Origin of the sequence: Pantoea sp. OVA07A, assembly GCF_019969975.1 — a bacterium.
GTDB classification, from domain to species: Bacteria; Pseudomonadota; Gammaproteobacteria; order Enterobacterales; family Enterobacteriaceae; genus Pantoea; species Pantoea agglomerans.
Window position 1 is genome coordinate 1,353,466 of sequence record NZ_JAHXYM010000001.1, and the last position, 16,818, is coordinate 1,370,283.

Consider the following 16,818-nt stretch of genomic DNA (forward strand, 5'->3'; position numbering starts at 1 on the left):
AGACTTATTCGTCTTCCAGTTGAGGTTGTGGCGAATTTTCCGGAATAGTCACGTGAACCTGGATGATGCGGCGGCTGTCAGCCATCGCCACCTTGAACTGGTAACCCTCAATCTCGATGCTTTCACCGCGAGCGGGCAGATGACCGAAGCCCTGCATTACCAGACCACCGATGGTGTCGACTTCATCGTCACTGAACTGGGTGCCAAACACCTCGTTGAAATCTTCAATGGCGGTCAGTGCACGCACGGTAAAGGTGTGACGGTTGAGCTGACGGATATCACGATCTTCTTCGTCGTCATACTCATCTTCAATTTCACCGACGATCAGCTCCAGGATGTCTTCAATGGTCACCAGACCGGAGACACCGCCAAACTCATCAATGACGATCGCCATATGGTAACGCTGGGAGCGGAACTCTTTCAGCATCCGGTCGACACGCTTACTTTCAGGCACAACCACCGCAGGACGCAGCACTTTCTCAATGCTGAAAGGCTCAGATTCGCTGCTCATAAACGGCAGCAGATCTTTCGCCATCAGAATCCCTTCCACATGATCTTTATCTTCGCTGATCACCGGGAAACGAGAATGGGCGGATTCGATGATGACATCCAGACACTCTTCGAGGCTCTGATTACGTTTCAGGGTGATCATTTGCGAGCGCGGGATCATGATGTCACGCACGCGCTGCTCCGCAATATCCAGTACCCCTTCGAGCATGTCGCGGGTGTCCTGGTCAATCAGCTCTTTGTTATTCGAGTCGCGGATCAGCTCCAGTAGCTCATCACGGCTTTTTGGTTCACCGTGAAAGAGTTGGTTGATCAACAGGGAGAAAAATCCCTTTTTACTACTGGGTGCATCGCTGTTTTGAGAATGGTCGTCGCTCATGGCGGTTTTTATAGATCTCTCTGGTGAGGAATAGGTGCTGTCAGTAGCCTGTACTGACAGCAGGATTGACTGAATTCAGGATTCAGGCGTCTTCTTTCTCCGAAATGTACGGATCAGGATACCCAAGAGCAAGCATTATCTCGGTCTCCAGCCCTTCCATCTCGTCCGCTTCGTCGTCTTCAATATGGTCGTAACCCAGCAGATGCAGCGTGCCGTGTACCACCATATGTGCCCAGTGGGCTTCAGCGCTTTTACCCTGTTCAGCGGCTTCCTGCTCAACGACCTGGCGGCAGATGATCAGATCGCCCAGCAGCGGCAGCTCAATGCCCGGCGGTGCTTCAAACGGGAAAGAGAGGACGTTGGTCGGCTTGTCTTTGCCGCGATAAGTCAGATTAAGCTCATGACTCTCCGCTTCATCAACCAGACGCACCGTAACTTCGCTTTCCGGCTGAAAAGGGGTGACAGCCGCTGACAGCCAGCGATGAAACTGGCTTTCATCAGGCAGGTCAGCGGTGTTGTCACAGGCGACCTGCAGGTCGAGAATCACCTCGCTCATTTGCTCTCCTGCGTGGCGCTCTGTGCAGCCAGTGCTTCACGTTTACGCTCTTCGGCCTGCTGGTCACGACGGGTCTGATCGGCCGCTTCCCAGGCTTCATAGGCGGTGACAATGCGGGCAACTACCGGATGGCGCACCACATCTTCGCTGTGGAAGAAGTTGAAGCTGATCTCTTCAACGTCCGCCAGCACCTCAATGGCATGACGCAGGCCTGACTTGACGTGACGCGGCAGGTCAATCTGGGTAACGTCGCCGGTAATCACCGCTTTAGAGTTAAAGCCGATACGCGTCAGGAACATTTTCATCTGCTCGATGGTGGTATTCTGGCTCTCATCAAGAATGATAAACGCATCGTTCAGGGTACGACCACGCATGTAGGCCAGCGGGGCGACTTCAATGACGTTGCGCTCCATCAGCTTTTCCACCCGCTCGAAGCCGAGCATTTCGAACAGCGCATCGTAGAGCGGACGCAGATAAGGGTCGACTTTCTGACTCAGATCGCCTGGCAGAAAGCCGAGCTTTTCACCCGCTTCGACGGCAGGGCGGGTCAGCATGATGCGGCGAATCTCCTGACGCTCCAGCGCATCCACTGCCGCGGCTACCGCCAGATAGGTTTTACCGGTACCAGCCGGGCCGACACCAAAGGTGATATCGTGGTCGAGCACATTAGCGATGTACTGGGCCTGGTTTGGAGTGCGCGGCTTGATCACACCGCGTTTGGTCTTGATATTGACCGCTTTACCATACTCCGGCACGCTCTCAGCGGTTTGCTCCAGTACCCGGCTCTCTTTGATTGCCAGGTGAATCTGATCGGGCTCGATATCCGGGATGTCGCCACGCACAGGCGCGGTATCGACATAGAGGGTTTTCAGAATATCTGCTGCCGCATTGACGCAAAGTGGACGTCCTGACAGCTTAAAAACGTTGTCGCGACGATTGATCTCAATGCCCAGACGACGCTCAAGCTGTTTTACATTATCGTCGAAAGGCCCACACAGGCTCATCAGACGACGGTTATCAGCCGGTTCAAGGGCGATTTCACGAGTTTCGATATTCAAACGAATCCTTTGGGTCACTCAGGGCCAGTTATGGGATGTGTCTGACGCACCGTTAAGCTTAACCGGATGCACCATAACGAAATTATTTATGCCGTAACGCCTGGGCGCAAGCTTATGGAGAGATATTTGGGCGACACTTTCAGAAAGCAAGTGGTGCAAAGTGAAATTGGCGGCAACGCGATGCGCGCTGCCGCACAGTAAAGCAGGTATCACGGCTGGAACAGACTCACGCCGATTTCATTTTCTTTACGGGTACGGGCGATCACGGACGCCGGGCTTTCCGCCATGCGCAGCCCCATCTCTTCTTCAGTACGCACCAGTTTGCCGCGCAGCGAGTTGGTATAGACATCAACAATCTCAACATCCACAAAGCGGCCGATCATTTCAGGCGAGCCTTCGAAATTCACCACGCGGTTATTTTCGGTGCGGCCAGAGACTTCCATCACGTTCTTGCGGGAGATGCCTTCCACCAGAATACGCTGCACTGTGCCTACCATGCGGCGACTGATCGCCTGCGCCTGCTGGTTAATGCGGTCCTGCAGGATCCACAGACGCTGCTTTTTCTCCTCTTCGCTGACATCATCCGGCAGGTCAGCGGCAGGCGTGCCGGGACGGGCAGAGTAGATAAAGCTGAAGCTGACGTCGAAATTGATCTCGGCGATAAGCTTCATGGTCTGCTCGAAATCCTGCTGAGTTTCACCGGGGAAACCAATGATGAAGTCAGAGCTGATTTCAATATCCGGGCGCGCCGCGCGCAGCTTGCGGATAATCGCCTTATACTCCAGCGCGGTATGAGCACGCTTCATCAGCGTCAGAATACGGTCTGATCCACTCTGAACCGGCAGGTGCAGGAAGCTCACCAGTTCCGGCGTATCGCGGTAGACCTCGATGATGTCATCGGTGAACTCAATCGGGTGGCTGGTGGTGAAGCGAATGCGGTCGATACCGTCGATGGCGGCGACCAGGCGCAGCAGCTCAGCGAAGGTACAGATTTCACCATCAAAGGTGGCACCACGATAGGCGTTAACGTTCTGGCCAAGCAGGTTAACTTCACGCACGCCCTGCGCCGCCAGCTGAGCGATCTCCAGCAGAATGTCATCGCTGGGACGGCTCACTTCCTCGCCACGGGTGTAAGGCACCACGCAGAAAGTACAATATTTGTTGCAGCCTTCCATGATGGAGACAAAGGCAGTCGGGCCGTCTGCGCGCGGTTCCGGCAGGCGATCAAATTTCTCGATTTCCGGGAAGCTGATGTCGACCACCGGGCTTTTGGTGCCGCGCACGGTGTTGATCATCTCCGGCAGGCGGTGCAGTGTCTGCGGACCAAAAACGATATCCACGCAGGGCGCACGCTGGCGGATATGATCCCCTTCCTGCGACGCCACGCAGCCGCCCACGCCGATAATCACATCCGGGTTGCGCTCTTTGAGTTTTCTCCAGCGTCCCAGCAGGTGGAATACTTTCTCCTGCGCTTTCTCACGAATAGAACAGGTGTTAAGCAGCAGAATATCCGCCTCTTCAGGAACCTCGGTCAGCGTATAGCCGTGCGTACTGTTCAGCAGATCAGACATCTTGGATGAATCATACTCATTCATCTGACATCCCCAGGTTTTGATATGCAGTTTTTTTGTCATCGCGCTAACCATTGATTCAGTGCAGTGAAGTGCGGGGCGCGTATTGTAATGCTTTGATGCTGTTGTGACCAGCCTCAGGGCTTTTCTGCCAGCAATCCGGTTTTCCGGTACACTTTGCTTTATTCAGACCCGTGTTGCGCAGGCTGGCGGGAATAAGAGAGGGACATAAGCAATGCAGGATAATCAGTTTGATGTAGTGATTGTTGGCGGTGGCATGGTCGGTGCGGCGCTGGCCTGTGGACTGACGCAGCAACATTTTCGCGTTGCGGTAATTGAGCGTGCCGAACCCGCTCCTTTTGATGCCGACAGCGATCCCGATCTGCGAATTTCGGCGATTGGCTCATCCTCGGTGGGGTTGCTGAAGCAGCTCAACGTCTGGCCACGGGTAGAGGCGATGCGCAGCGCGCCCTATCGCAGGCTGGAAACCTGGGAGTGGCAGACGGCGCAGGTGAGTTTTGATGCGGCCTCGCTGGGGCTGCCCGAGCTGGGCTTTATGGTCGAGAACAGCGTGCTTCAGCGGGCGCTATGGGAGGAGATGCAGTCGCTGGGCGTGACCTGCTATTGCCCGGCCACACTGGAGAACCTGCAGCCAGAAAATGGCGGCTGGCGCATCGACCTCAACGACGACGTTGCCTTACACACCCGCCTGGTGGTTGGGGCTGATGGCGCGAACTCTCAGGTGCGACAGATGGCCGGGATCGGTATTCATGGCTGGAGCTATGCGCAATCCTGTTTACTGATCAGCGTGACCTGCGAACATCCGGCAGGCGATGCGACCTGGCAGCACTTTACGCCTCAGGGACCGCGCGCCTTTTTACCGCTGTATGGCAACCGGGCCTCGCTGGTCTGGTATGACGCGCCTGCAAGAGTCCGCCAGCTACAGGCGATGCCGATGGCCCAGCTGGAAAAAGAGATAGCCAGCCACTTCCCGGCGCGGCTGGGACGTTTTAAAGCCCACGTGGCGGGCGGCTTCCCGCTGGTACGGCGTCACGCTTCACGGTATGTCCTGCCAGGACTGGCGCTGGTCGGTGATGCCGCGCATACCATTAATCCGCTGGCCGGGCAGGGCGTGAATCTGGGCTATCGCGATATTGATGCGTTGATTAATGTGCTGGTCAGCGCACGCGGTGCGGCGGAGGATTGGGCATCCGAGCGCGTATTGCAGCGCTATCACCGGCAACGTCGTAAAGACAATATGCTGATGCAGGGCGGTATGGATCTGTTCTATTTTGCCTTCAGCAATCAGCTGGCACCGCTGCGGTTTGCACGTAATCTCGGATTGATTGCCGCCGAACATTCCGGGGTACTGAAGCGGCAGGTATTGCGCTACGCGCTGGGGTTATAGCAGATTGCGCATGTCGGCTCGCCATACGGCGGGCCTGCAATCAGGAAATCAGGAAGGGGAACGACAAAAACAACAAAGCCCGCAAAAGCGGGCCAGGTTGTGCAATTTGGCTGGGGTGCAGGGATTCGAACCCCGGAATGCTGGTATCAGAAACCAGTGCCTTACCGCTTGGCGACACCCCAATAATGGTGTTTTTCAAATTGTCTTTTGTATGGCTGGGGTGCAGGGATTCGAACCCCGGAATGCTGGTATCAGAAACCAGTGCCTTACCGCTTGGCGACACCCCAATTATATGGTGGCTACGACGGGAATCGAACCTGTGACCCCAGCATTATGAGTGCTGTGCTCTAACCAGCTGAGCTACGTAGCCAAATTGTACTGCATTTCAATGATGGCTGGGATACCTGGATTCGAACCAGGGAATGCCGGTATCAAAAACCGGTGCCTTACCGCTTGGCGATATCCCATTCGTCCGTTCTCAGCCTCGAGAATCATCGAAATTGGCTGGGATACCTGGATTCGAACCAGGGAATGCCGGTATCAAAAACCGGTGCCTTACCGCTTGGCGATATCCCATCCACGCTGCCGAATAATGAAATGGTGCGGGAGGCGAGACTTGAACTCGCACACCTTGCGGCGCCAGAACCTAAATCTGGTGCGTCTACCAATTTCGCCACTCCCGCAAAAAAAGATGGTGGCTACGACGGGAATCGAACCTGTGACCCCAGCATTATGAGTGCTGTGCTCTAACCAGCTGAGCTACGTAGCCATCTTTTTTTCGCGTTACCTTCATCGGCGTTGCGGGGCGCATTATGCGGAGTTGACCAGACAGCGTCAACAATTTTTTTACCGTTTTTTGCCAGATAATCGCTGTTTGACTGGCTTATAACCAGCCTGGATGTTTATTCGGCAATTTTTCAGTGAATACAACGCTAATCGTAAAAAAAATGGGCCACAACGGGCCCATTCTGGTTGCTTTCTGCCGGCTTATTTATAGGCTGACTGATGCACACCCACGGCACGACCAGAGGGATCGTCCATGTTTTTAAACGCTTCATCCCATTCAATCGCTTTGGCAGAAGAACAGGCGACCGATGGACCGCCAGGCACACACTCTGCCGCGCTCGCCAACGGGAACAGCTCTTCAAAGATCTCACGATAGAGATAGGCTTCTTTCGAACCCGGCGTGTTGAACGGGAAGCGGAAGTGAGCGGTAGCCAGCTGCTGATCGCTGATTTGCTTCGCAGCCACTTCTTTCAGTGAGTCGATCCAGCTGTAACCTACGCCATCCGAGAACTGCTCTTTCTGACGCCACGCCACGCTCTCCGGCAGGTAAGAGGAGAAACATTCACGCAGAATGTGCTTCTCCATTTTACCGTTGCTGCCACACATTTTATCGGCCGGGTTGATTCGCATCGCCACATCCAGGAATTTTTTATCCAGGAACGGTACGCGGGCTTCAACGCCCCAGGCGGACATCGCTTTGTTGGCACGGGCGCAGTCGAACATATGCAGCGCCTGCAGTTTACGAACGTTTTCTTCGTGGAACTCTTTGGCGTTTGGCGCCTTGTGGAAATAGAGATAGCCGCCGAAGACTTCATCTGCGCCTTCGCCCGACAGCACCATCTTAATGCCCATCGCTTTAATTTTACGCGACATTAAGTACATTGGCGTAGAGGCACGAATGGTGGTGACGTCATAGGTTTCAATGTGATAAATCACATCGCGAATGGCATCCAGACCTTCCTGCACGGTGAAATGAATTTCATGGTGTACGGTGCCCAGATGCTCCGCCACCGATTTCGCCGCTTTTAAGTCGGGTGAACCTTCCAGTCCTACCGCGAAGGAGTGCAGCTGTGGCCACCACGCATCACTTTTATCCTGATCTTCAACCCGCTTCGCCGCGTAACGCTTGGTCACGGCTGAAATGATGGAAGAGTCCAGACCGCCTGACAGCAGCACGCCATAAGGCACATCTGACATCAGGTGGCTTTTCACGGACTCTTCCAGCGCATGTTTCAGGCCAGCGGCGTCGGTGGTGTTGTGCTCAACGTTTTTATATTCCATCCAGTCGCGCTGCCAGTAACGGCGGATCTCGCCATCGGTGCTGGAGAGGTAGCTTCCCGGCGGGAACTCTTTGATTGAACGGCAGGCAGGCACCAGCGCTTTCATTTCTGAAGCAACAAACAGGTTGCCATGCTCATCGTTACCCATATAGAGCGGGATGATGCCGATGTGGTCGCGACCAATCAGGTACGTTTTTTTAACGGTGTCATAGAGGATAAAGGCGAACATGCCTTCCAGCTCATCAAGGAAATCGACACCTTTCTCCTGATAGAGCGCCAGAATCACTTCACAGTCAGAACCGGTCTGAAACGCGTAACGATCGCTGAGTTCAGCGCGCAGTGCCTGATGGTTATAAATTTCGCCGTTAACTGCCAGTACGTGGGTGTGATCGGCGTTGTACAGCGGCTGTGCGCCATTGTTAACGTCAACAATTGAGAGACGTTCATGCGCCAGAATAGCATGGTCATCGGCGTAGACGCCTGACCAGTCCGGGCCGCGATGACGCATTAAGCGTGAACATTCCAGCGCTTTTTTGCGCAGCTCAACAGGATCGGTTTTCAGATCCAGCACACCAAAAATTGAACACATAACTGACTCCTGAGCTCACCTTACGGCGATGTTATCTTTTGCGTTTGTCCGGCAGCCTGATGCTGCGTGATACATAAGAAAATGCGCTATTTGGTGCATTCAATGCAAGAGGAATCGTGATTTACTGATAAAAAGATTGCTTGCATGGCAATAAAATTGAATAAACGATAATTTTAAAGCTGTTTCGTTAATGGATCAGCAATAAAATAGCTTTTTCGAGCAAAAAACAGACAGTAAAAGTGGGAGATATAGCGCAAAAAGGGGGGACGCATCACAGATTAGCCGGATGCGTCATAAGAGAAATGAATCAGAACAGGTCGATATCGGCCACAGAAGGGTAGATCCAATCCGGACGGAACGGCATGGCATCGATATCACTCAGCGTCGAGACGCCGGAGAGCACCAGCACCGTCTCCAGACCCGCCTGAAAACCGGCCAGAATATCGGTTCGCAGATTGTCACCGACAATCACGGTCTCTTCCGAGTGGGCCTGCATTTTGTTCAGCGCGGCGCGCATAATGTAGGGGCTGGGCTTGCCGACAACAAACGGGCGACGGCCTGATATCTTCTCAATACCCGCACAGAGTGCGCCACAGGCAGGAATAAAACCGCGCGCATGAGTATCCGGGTTGGTGGCAATAAAGCGGGCGCCATTAGCCACGAAGAAAGCCGCTTTATGCATCATGTCCCAGTTAAACGAGCGCGTCTCTCCGACAATGACAAAATCGGGATTCACATCGGTAATGGTAAAGCCCGCTTTGTAGAGTTCATGAATCAGTGCGCCCTCACCAATCACATACGCCTTTTTGCCCTCCTGACGGCGCAGGAAGTCGGCGGTTGCCATTGCGGAGGTATAGAAAACGGAGTCGGGCACCTCGACACCGGCCGAGGCAAAGCGGTTTGCCAGATCCTGCTCGGTTTGCGAGGGATAGTTCGTCAGCACCACCAGCGGCATCTCTTTGGCCAGAATGCGCTGTAAAAACTCCTGTGCGCCGGGAACGGCCGTGTTGTCGTGCATCAGCACGCCATCGATATCACAAATTACGCTTTTAATGGTCATAGTCAGATCCGATATGGCCCGCCACAGCAGCGGGTTAGCTTAGAGCCTATCCCATTAGGCTATTTTATTTGTCATTCTGAACCTGGGCAGTGCTCACAATCCTCACGTACTACGTGTACGCTCCGGTTGTTCCGCGCTGTCCGTGTCCAGACTGCCTGCACCAATTACGCCTACTGGGATAGGCTCTTAGTCTTCCAGAAGATGTTGCAGCAGAATGCCGTTAAGCATGGCACGTTTAGCGAGCGCAAAGGCGCCAATAGCGGAACGATGATCCAGGGTGGAACGCACGACCGGCAGATTTTTACGGAAGGCCTCTAATGCCTGAGTATTAATGCAGCCCTCAATCGCGGGCAGCAGCACTTTTTCTGCTTCAGTGATCTCACCCGCCAGCACCACTTTTTGCGGATTAAACAGGTTGATCGCAATCGCAATAGCTTTGCCAAGATAACGGCCAACGTGCTCAACCACTTCGCAGGCCAGTGCATCACCCTGATTGGCCGCTTTGCAGATGTGGGATATCTGGCACGCCTCCAGCGTCAGTACGCTGGGATAGCCCTGATTCAGCAGATGGCGTACCCGATTTTCAATGGCGCCGTTGGCGGCAATGGTTTCAAGGCAGCCAAAGTTGCCGCAGTGACAGCGCTCGCCAAGCGGATCGACCTGAATATGGCCGATCTCGCCAACGTTGCCGTTGCTGCCGAGAAAAATATGGCCGTTGGCAATAATGCCGGCGCCCGTGCCACGGTGTAAACGCACCAGAATCGAGTCAGCACAGTCGCGGCTTGCACCGAAATAGTGCTCGGCCAGCGCCAGGCTGCGAATATCATGACCCACAAAACTGGTAACGTTAAAACGTTTTTTCAGGCTGGCGACCAGCGGCCAGCGGCTGACAGAGATGTGTGGCATATAGCGGATCACGCCGTTAATCGGATCGACCAGCCCAGGCAGGATCACTGAAATCGCGATCAGCTCGCGAATTTTACGCTGGTGCTGCTCAATGAAGCTGCTGATGGCGTTAAACAGCGCATGTTCCAGCGTCTCCTGAGTGCGTTCCGGCAGCGCATAATCTTCCTGCGCCAGCGATTTACCGCTGAGGTCAAACAGAGTCAGGGTGGCGTCGTTGCGTCCGAGGCGGACGCCGATGGTATGGAAATGGCGGGTTTCAGTGATAATGGAGATGGCGCGGCGACCACCGGTAGACGCCTGCTGGTCTACCTCTTTGATCAGGCCGCGCTCAATCAACTGACGGGTAATTTTGGTGACGCTGGCGGGCGCGAGCTGGCTAAGTTCGGCAATCTGAATGCGCGATATCGGCCCCTGTTGATCAATCAGCCGGTAAACCGCTGCGCTATTGAGTTGCTTAACAAGATCGACATTTCCTATTTGTGACTGGCCGCCAGTGGTCATTCAGTGCTTACTCGCTCAGGACGTCGTCTCCGTTGACAAACGTCTTTATGATTTTAAAGTCGCGCGTAAACACAGTCAGGTTCGCGATTTTTCCTGCTTCGATCGAGCCTGACTGCCTTTCCACGCCCATCGCCCGTGCCGGGTAGAGTGTTGCCATGCGCAACGCTTCGTCCAGTGCGATCCCTGCATGCTCAACGCTGTTTTGTACCGCTTCAATCATCGTCAGGGCAGAACCACTTAATGTGCCGTTTTCGTCGACACAGAGCCCATCGCGATAATAGATTGTTTTGCCTGCAAAAATAAACTCGCTTATGTCCGCGCCAGCCGGTGCAGTGGCATCCGTGACCAGCACCAGTTTGTCGCCTTTGATGCGTTTTGCATTGCGCACGTTAGCGTAATGTACATGTAAACCGTCCGCAATAATGCCGCAGTATACATCAGGCGAATCAAACAGCGCACCGATAAGCCCGGGTTCACGTCCGGCAAAGGTGGGCATGGCGTTGTAGAGGTGCGTCGCGAAACTCACACCAGCAGAAAAGCCCGCTTTAGCCTCTTCATAGGTCGCATTCGAGTGACCGGCTGAGACAATAATCCCGGCATCAGTCAATTGACGAATCACATCGCTACCCGCATTTTCAGGGGCAAGCGTGACTTTGGTGATGACGTCCGCGTTGTCACACAGGTACTGCACCATCGCCGCATCCGGCAGGCGAATCAGCGCCGGATCGTGGGTGCCTTTTTTCGCTTTGCTCAGCCAGGGCCCTTCCAGATGCAGACCCAGCGCCTGATTCTGATGTTTCTGCAGGTAGGCGCGCATGGTTTCAATCGCCCGCTTCATCAGGGCGTCGCTGCTGGTTATCAGCGTCGGTAAAAAGCTGGTGCAGCCAGACTTTTCATTGGCGCGCTGCATCGTTTCCAGCGTTTCAATGCTGAGCGCCTCAAGGCTGTCATTGAACTGCACGCCACCGCAGCCATTGAGCTGGAGATCGATAAAGCCTGGCGCAATATTTGCCCCTGCCATATCCCGCTGCTCAATATCCGCCGGGAGCGCTTCACGCGGACAGACGCGCGCAATACGCCCATCGGCAACCACCACCGCGTGATTATCCAGAACCTCATGGCCACTGTAGATTCGACCGTTAACTAATGCGTACATCTTTCTTCTCCCGTCCTGGCCTGCTGTCACTCAGCGTAACAGCAGGGCATGACAATGTTCTGTTACACGCCTTTCATATTTTCCGCTTCCATTTCGCGGAAATATTTCACGGTTTTCACTTTCAGTTCCATGGTGGCCGGCTCATCGCACACTACCACCGATTTCGCGTGCAGCTGCAGGCAGCTGATAGTCCACATATGATTAACGTTGCCTTCAACCGCCGCCTGTAATGCCTGCGCTTTAACATGGCCGGTAACCAGAATCATCACTTCCTCTGCATCCAGCAGCGTACCGACGCCGACCGTCAGCGCATATTTAGGCACCTGATCAACGTCACCGTTAAAGAAGCGGGAGTTCGCCACGCGGGTGTCATGGGTCAGGGTTTTAATGCGGGTACGGGAAGCGAGAGAGGAAGCCGGTTCGTTAAAGGCGATATGACCGTCGTTGCCGACGCCGCCCATGAACAGGTGAATTTTACCCAGCGCGCGAATTTTCTCTTCGTACTGACGACATTCTGCGTCAATATCGGGGGCATTACCATTCAGCAGGTTGATATTTTCCGGTTGAATATCAACGTGATCGAAGAAATTTCGATACATGAAGCTGTGATAGCTCTCAGGATGCTCCTTTGGCAGGCCAACATATTCATCCATATTGAACGTCACGACGTTTTTAAAACTGACCTGGCCCGCTTTGTGCACATCAATCAGGTGTTTGTACGCTTCCAGTGGCGTACCGCCGGTTGGCAGACCCAGGACAAAAGGTTTATCTGCCGTCGGGTTAAACGCATTGATACGATTAACAATATGTCGGGCGGCCCATTTTCCCACCTGGGTTGGTGTCGCTAAAGGAATCAGTCTCATGTTTCACCTCAATTGAAAATAGAAAGGGGATGGCTAAGCCGTTGCGTGAGTCACCAATCTGAACAGATGATTCATTGTCGCCATGGCCAGCGCATAATTCAATATTTCGGATCATAAAATAAGTTTACGGTCATAGCCAGATGTTGCCGTATGAAACGATGTTTTTTAGTGATAAAAATCACATTTACCAGGCTTTTAATTTGCGAGGCGAATTAATTTATCATTACACTTCTCTGCGTGATATGAAGTGTATTAACGATCTTTGCAGCTGACATAACAACATTAAGCAGCGCAAAGCGACAAGTCAGGCTCATAGGGGGAAGGGGATATGTTAGGTTACTTACAAAAGGTGGGGCGCGCACTGATGGTGCCGGTAGCAACCCTGCCAGCAGCAGCGATATTAATGGGCGTGGGCTACTGGATCGATCCAGACAGCTGGGGCGCAGGTAATGCGCTGGCGGCATTGCTGATCAAGTCGGGTGCGGCAATCATTGAGCACATGTCGGTGCTGTTTGCGATCGGTATAGCCTACGGCATGTCAAAAGATAAAGATGGTGCCGCTGCCCTGACTGGCTATGTCGGCTTTCTGGTGGTCACCACGCTCTGCTCACCAGCTGCAGTGTCGATGATTCAGAAAATTCCTTTGGATCAGGTGCCAGCAGCCTTTGGCAAAATTGAAAACCAGTTTGTCGGCATCCTTGTCGGTATTCTGTCGGCAGAGGTCTATAACCGCTTCAGCCACGTTGAACTGCCTAAGGCACTCTCTTTCTTCAGCGGACGCCGGCTGGTGCCGATTCTCGTTTCGTTCCTGATGATCTTTGTCGCTTTTATCCTGATGTATATCTGGCCCGTGGTGTTTAATGGTCTGGTTAACTTTGGTGAACATATCCAGAAGCTCGGCTCTGCCGGTGCCGGTATCTACGCCTTCTTTAACCGCCTGCTGATTCCGGTCGGTCTGCATCACGCCCTGAACTCGGTGTTCTGGTTCGATGTTGCGGGCATTAATGACATTCCTAAATTCCTTGGCGGTGCACAGTCACTGGCTGACGGATCGGCAACTGTCGGCATCACCGGTCGTTATCAGGCGGGCTTCTTCCCGATCATGATGTTTGGTCTGCCGGGTGCTGCGCTGGCTATCTACCACTGTGCGCGTCCTGAGAACCGCGTCAAAGTGGGTAGTATCATGCTGGCCGCGGCGTTTGCTGCCTTCTTTACGGGTATTACCGAACCGCTGGAGTTCTCCTTCATGTTCGTAGCACCCGTGCTTTATCTGATCCACGCCGTCCTGACCGGTATTTCTGTCTTCATCGCTGCCAGCATGCACTGGATTGCCGGATTTGGTTTCAGCGCCGGGCTGGTGGATATGGTGCTGTCGACCCGTAATCCGCTGGCGACACACTGGTACATGCTGATCCCGCAGGGTCTGGTCTTCTTCGTTATCTATTATGTGGTGTTCCGCTTTACCATCAAAAAATTCAACCTGATGACGCCGGGCCGCGAGCTGGCGGTTGATGGTGATGAAACTGATGGTTATGACGTTAACGTTGATAAAACGGATAGCGGTGAAAGTGCCACAGAGTCACTGGCGCGCCGCTACATTGGGGCGATTGGTGGTTCAGCTAACTTAACCAGCATCGATGCCTGTATCACCCGTCTGCGTCTTAACGTGAATGACTCGGCGCAGGTGAATGAGGCGGTTGCTAAGCGCCTTGGCGCGTCCGGCGTGATCCGTCTTAACAAACAGAGCGTGCAGATCATCGTAGGTACCCAGGCAGAAAGCATCGCCTCGGCCATGAAAAAAGTGCTGACCAAAGGTCCGGTCGCTGCAGCGGCTACCAGCAGTGCGCCGGCCGAGCCGGACGTTAAACCGCAGGCGGTGCTGAACAGTGAGAAGCAGGTCATCGCCACGCTGCTGGCGCCGGTCAGCGGTGAAGTCGTGGCGCTGGATGATGTGCCGGATGAAGCCTTTGCCAGCAAAGCGGTGGGTGACGGTCTGGCGATCAAGCCCAGCGACAAATGGGTAGTGGCACCGATTGCCGGTACGCTGGTGAAAATCTTTAACACCAATCATGCCTTCTGTCTGGAAACCGACAATGGCGTGGAGATTGTGGTGCACATGGGGCTGGATACCGTGGCGCTGGAAGGTAAAGGCTTCACCCGTCTGGTTGAAGAGGGGGCCAGCGTGGTCGCCGGTCAGCGAGTACTGGAGATGGACCTTGAATTCCTTAACGCCAATGCCCGCTCAATGGTGAGTCCGGTCGTGGTCAGCAACAGCGACGATTTCGCCGGTCTGACTTTACTGGCACAGGGTCAGGTAATAGCAGGGGAAACCCCGCTGTATGAAGTGAAAGGCTAATCCCCGCAACAGAACCCCACAGGCAGGAAGCGATTCCTGCCTTTTTTGTTTTAAAGGCTTAACAAACGGTTGTTTCCCTCAGACGCTTTGTGGATCATACTCCGTTACTTCGTGGTACAAATCACCCGTTATTCGTATTGAGGATTTTTGAGATGAGTGAGGCTGAAGCCCGCCCAACTAACTTTATTCGTCAGATCATTGACGAAGATTTGGCGAGCGGTAAGCACAGCAGCGTGCATACCCGTTTTCCGCCGGAGCCCAATGGCTATCTGCATATTGGTCATGCGAAATCGATCTGTCTGAATTTTGGCATCGCCCAGGACTATCAGGGGCAATGCAACCTGCGTTTCGACGATACCAATCCGGTTAAAGAGGATATGGAATTCGTTGAATCCATCAAGCGTGACGTTCAGTGGCTGGGTTTTGAGTGGAGCGGTGAGGTCTGTTACTCATCAAACTATTTCGATCAGCTCTACAACTATGCCATCGAGCTGATTTCCAAAGGACTGGCCTATGTTGATGAACTGAGTCCGGATGAGATTCGTGAATATCGCGGCACCCTGAAAGAGCCGGGTAAAAACAGCCCTTATCGCGATCGCAGCGTGGAAGAGAATCTGGCGCTGTTTGAGAAGATGCGAAACGGTGAGTTTGCCGAAGGCACCGCCTGTCTGCGCGCCAAAATCGACATGGCCTCTAATTTCATCGTGATGCGCGATCCGGTGCTTTACCGCATCAAGTTCGCGGAACACCACCAGACCGGCAATAAGTGGTGCATCTACCCGATGTATGACTTTACCCACTGCATCTCCGATGCGCTGGAAGGCATTACGCACTCGCTCTGTACGCTGGAGTTTCAGGACAACCGCCGTCTCTATGACTGGGTGCTGGACAACATCACAATTCCGGTTCATCCGCGTCAGTATGAATTCTCGCGCCTGAATCTGGAGTATGCGGTGATGTCGAAACGTAAACTCACTCAGCTGGTGACCGAGAAGCACGTAGAAGGGTGGGACGATCCGCGCATGCTGACCGTTTCAGGTCTGCGTCGTCGTGGTTACACCGCCGCTTCTATCCGTGAGTTCTGCCGTCGTATTGGCGTGACTAAGCAAGATAACATCGTGGAGATGGCTTCGCTGGAGTCCTGTATCCGTGATGATCTTAACGAGAATGCGCCCCGCGCCATGGCGGTTTTAGATCCGCTTAAAGTGGTGATCGAAAACCTGCCAGCAGGCCATAGCGAAATCGTCACCATGCCAAATCATCCGGGTAAACCGGAGATGGGCACGCGTGAAGTGCCGTTCAGCCGCGAGATCTGGATCGATCGCGCGGATTTCCGTGAAGAGGCGAACAAACAATATAAGCGTCTGGTGCTGGGCAAAGAAGTCCGCCTGCGTAACGCCTATGTGATTCGTGCTGAGCGGGTCGCCAAAGATGAAGCGGGCAACATTACCTGCATCTACTGCACCAGCGATGTTGATACGCTGAGCAAAGATCCAGCCGATGGCCGCAAAGTCAAAGGCGTGATTCACTGGGTTTCTGCGGATCACGCGCAGCCAGCTGAGTTCCGTCTGTATGATCGTCTGTTCAGTGTGCCAAACCCGGCTGCTGCAGAGGATTTCCTGGCGGTCATTAATCCTGAATCACTGACCATCAAAAACGGCTTTGTTGAACCCAGCCTGCGCGATGTGGAACCGACAACACCGTTTCAGTTTGAACGTGAAGGTTATTTCTGCGCCGACAGCGTTTACTCGAAACCGACGCAACTGGTGTTTAACCGCACCGTCGGTCTTCGTGATACCTGGACCAAAACGGGCGAATAAATTTTTTGGGGCTGACCTCATA

Annotated in this window: 12 protein-coding genes and 7 tRNA genes; 3 read left to right on the forward strand and 16 right to left on the reverse strand. The window is 53.8% G+C overall.

From position 1 onward, the window contains the following. Nucleotides 1-4: 4 nt before the first annotated feature. The 4 genes from corC to miaB all read right to left on the reverse strand — a co-directional run bounded on the left by corC (nucleotide 5) and on the right by miaB (nucleotide 4,134). Complete coding sequence (corC, locus tag LC417_RS06490) at nucleotides 5-886, reverse strand: CNNM family magnesium/cobalt transport protein CorC (RefSeq protein WP_008925004.1); 882 nt, start codon at nucleotides 884-886, stop codon at nucleotides 5-7. Between the two features lie 82 nt (nucleotides 887-968). Beyond that, nucleotides 969-1,442 (reverse strand): rRNA maturation RNase YbeY, encoded by a 474-nt coding sequence (ybeY, locus tag LC417_RS06495; RefSeq protein WP_022626053.1) that lies wholly within the window; start codon nucleotides 1,440-1,442, stop codon nucleotides 969-971. Next, nucleotides 1,439-2,500, reverse strand: a complete 1,062-nt coding sequence (locus LC417_RS06500) for a PhoH family protein (RefSeq protein ID WP_010258952.1) — start codon at nucleotides 2,498-2,500, stop codon at nucleotides 1,439-1,441. The genes ybeY and LC417_RS06500 overlap by 4 nt, the downstream gene beginning before the upstream one ends. A gap of 209 nt (nucleotides 2,501-2,709) precedes the next feature. Further along, the gene (miaB, locus tag LC417_RS06505; protein ID WP_010671281.1) at nucleotides 2,710-4,134 is read right to left on the reverse strand and encodes a tRNA (N6-isopentenyl adenosine(37)-C2)-methylthiotransferase MiaB; all 1,425 of its coding nucleotides are present in this window, start codon (nucleotides 4,132-4,134) and stop codon (nucleotides 2,710-2,712) included. Between the two features lie 172 nt (nucleotides 4,135-4,306). On the opposite strand from miaB, the gene ubiF reads away from it, so the two are divergent. Then, on the forward strand, nucleotides 4,307-5,479 hold the full coding sequence (gene ubiF, locus LC417_RS06510) for a 3-demethoxyubiquinol 3-hydroxylase (protein ID WP_223565629.1): 1,173 nt from the start codon (nucleotides 4,307-4,309) through the stop codon (nucleotides 5,477-5,479). Between the two features lie 107 nt (nucleotides 5,480-5,586). Here ubiF and LC417_RS06515 read toward each other — a convergent pair. From LC417_RS06515 to nagB, 12 genes are all read right to left on the reverse strand, one after another. Then, a tRNA-Gln gene (locus LC417_RS06515) sits at nucleotides 5,587-5,661 on the reverse strand. A 30-nt stretch (nucleotides 5,662-5,691) separates the two neighbouring features. Next, a tRNA-Gln gene (locus LC417_RS06520) sits at nucleotides 5,692-5,766 on the reverse strand. Nucleotides 5,767-5,772: 6 nt separating this feature from the next. Continuing rightward, nucleotides 5,773-5,849: transfer RNA gene (locus LC417_RS06525), tRNA-Met, on the reverse strand. Nucleotides 5,850-5,871: 22 nt separating this feature from the next. Beyond that, nucleotides 5,872-5,946 (reverse strand) — tRNA-Gln (locus LC417_RS06530). A 34-nt stretch (nucleotides 5,947-5,980) separates the two neighbouring features. Then, nucleotides 5,981-6,055, reverse strand: a tRNA-Gln gene (locus tag LC417_RS06535). Between the two features lie 22 nt (nucleotides 6,056-6,077). Then, a tRNA-Leu gene (locus tag LC417_RS06540) sits at nucleotides 6,078-6,162 on the reverse strand. A gap of 9 nt (nucleotides 6,163-6,171) precedes the next feature. Then, nucleotides 6,172-6,248, reverse strand: a tRNA-Met gene (locus tag LC417_RS06545). Nucleotides 6,249-6,466: 218 nt separating this feature from the next. Then, nucleotides 6,467-8,134 (reverse strand): asparagine synthase B, encoded by a 1,668-nt coding sequence (asnB, locus tag LC417_RS06550; protein WP_010671283.1) that lies wholly within the window; start codon nucleotides 8,132-8,134, stop codon nucleotides 6,467-6,469. Nucleotides 8,135-8,441: 307 nt separating this feature from the next. Continuing rightward, on the reverse strand, nucleotides 8,442-9,194 hold the full coding sequence (locus LC417_RS06555) for an HAD-IIA family hydrolase (RefSeq protein ID WP_010260664.1): 753 nt from the start codon (nucleotides 9,192-9,194) through the stop codon (nucleotides 8,442-8,444). A gap of 186 nt (nucleotides 9,195-9,380) precedes the next feature. Beyond that, nucleotides 9,381-10,601 carry an N-acetylglucosamine repressor gene (locus tag LC417_RS06560; protein WP_010260667.1) on the reverse strand — a complete coding sequence of 407 codons (1,221 nt, stop codon included), beginning with the start codon at nucleotides 10,599-10,601 and terminating at the stop codon, nucleotides 9,381-9,383. Between the two features lie 7 nt (nucleotides 10,602-10,608). Beyond that, nucleotides 10,609-11,757, reverse strand: a complete 1,149-nt coding sequence (gene nagA, locus LC417_RS06565) for an N-acetylglucosamine-6-phosphate deacetylase (RefSeq protein ID WP_010671285.1) — start codon at nucleotides 11,755-11,757, stop codon at nucleotides 10,609-10,611. 62 nt (nucleotides 11,758-11,819) lie between these two features. Next, nucleotides 11,820-12,620, reverse strand: a complete 801-nt coding sequence (gene nagB / locus LC417_RS06570) for a glucosamine-6-phosphate deaminase (RefSeq protein WP_223565630.1) — start codon at nucleotides 12,618-12,620, stop codon at nucleotides 11,820-11,822. 328 nt (nucleotides 12,621-12,948) lie between these two features. Between nagB and nagE the strand changes: the two genes are divergently transcribed. Both nagE and glnS read left to right on the forward strand, forming a co-directional pair. After that, nucleotides 12,949-14,976, forward strand: a complete 2,028-nt coding sequence (gene nagE / locus LC417_RS06575) for an N-acetylglucosamine-specific PTS transporter subunit IIBC (protein ID WP_033771135.1) — start codon at nucleotides 12,949-12,951, stop codon at nucleotides 14,974-14,976. A gap of 152 nt (nucleotides 14,977-15,128) precedes the next feature. Next, nucleotides 15,129-16,796 carry a glutamine--tRNA ligase gene (gene glnS / locus LC417_RS06580; RefSeq protein ID WP_010671287.1) on the forward strand — a complete coding sequence of 556 codons (1,668 nt, stop codon included), beginning with the start codon at nucleotides 15,129-15,131 and terminating at the stop codon, nucleotides 16,794-16,796. Nucleotides 16,797-16,818 lie beyond the last annotated feature (22 nt).

Bases quoted from the DNA above. Each gene is read 5' to 3' on its own strand.
- corC (WP_008925004.1), bottom strand. From the start codon at position 886: ATGAGCGACGACCATTCTCAAAACAGCGATGCACCCAGTAGTAAAAAG.
- ybeY (WP_022626053.1), bottom strand. From the start codon at position 1,442: ATGAGCGAGGTGATTCTCGACCTGCAGGTCGCCTGTGACAACACCGCT.
- miaB (WP_010671281.1), bottom strand. From the start codon at position 4,134: ATGACAAAAAAACTGCATATCAAAACCTGGGGATGTCAGATGAATGAG.
- ubiF (WP_223565629.1), top strand. From the start codon at position 4,307: ATGCAGGATAATCAGTTTGATGTAGTGATTGTTGGCGGTGGCATGGTC.
- asnB (WP_010671283.1), bottom strand. From the start codon at position 8,134: ATGTGTTCAATTTTTGGTGTGCTGGATCTGAAAACCGATCCTGTTGAG.
- LC417_RS06555 (WP_010260664.1), bottom strand. From the start codon at position 9,194: ATGACCATTAAAAGCGTAATTTGTGATATCGATGGCGTGCTGATGCAC.
- LC417_RS06560 (WP_010260667.1), bottom strand. From the start codon at position 10,601: ATGACCACTGGCGGCCAGTCACAAATAGGAAATGTCGATCTTGTTAAG.
- nagA (WP_010671285.1), bottom strand. From the start codon at position 11,757: ATGTACGCATTAGTTAACGGTCGAATCTACAGTGGCCATGAGGTTCTG.
- nagB (WP_223565630.1), bottom strand. From the start codon at position 12,620: ATGAGACTGATTCCTTTAGCGACACCAACCCAGGTGGGAAAATGGGCC.
- nagE (WP_033771135.1), top strand. From the start codon at position 12,949: ATGTTAGGTTACTTACAAAAGGTGGGGCGCGCACTGATGGTGCCGGTA.
- glnS (WP_010671287.1), top strand. From the start codon at position 15,129: ATGAGTGAGGCTGAAGCCCGCCCAACTAACTTTATTCGTCAGATCATT.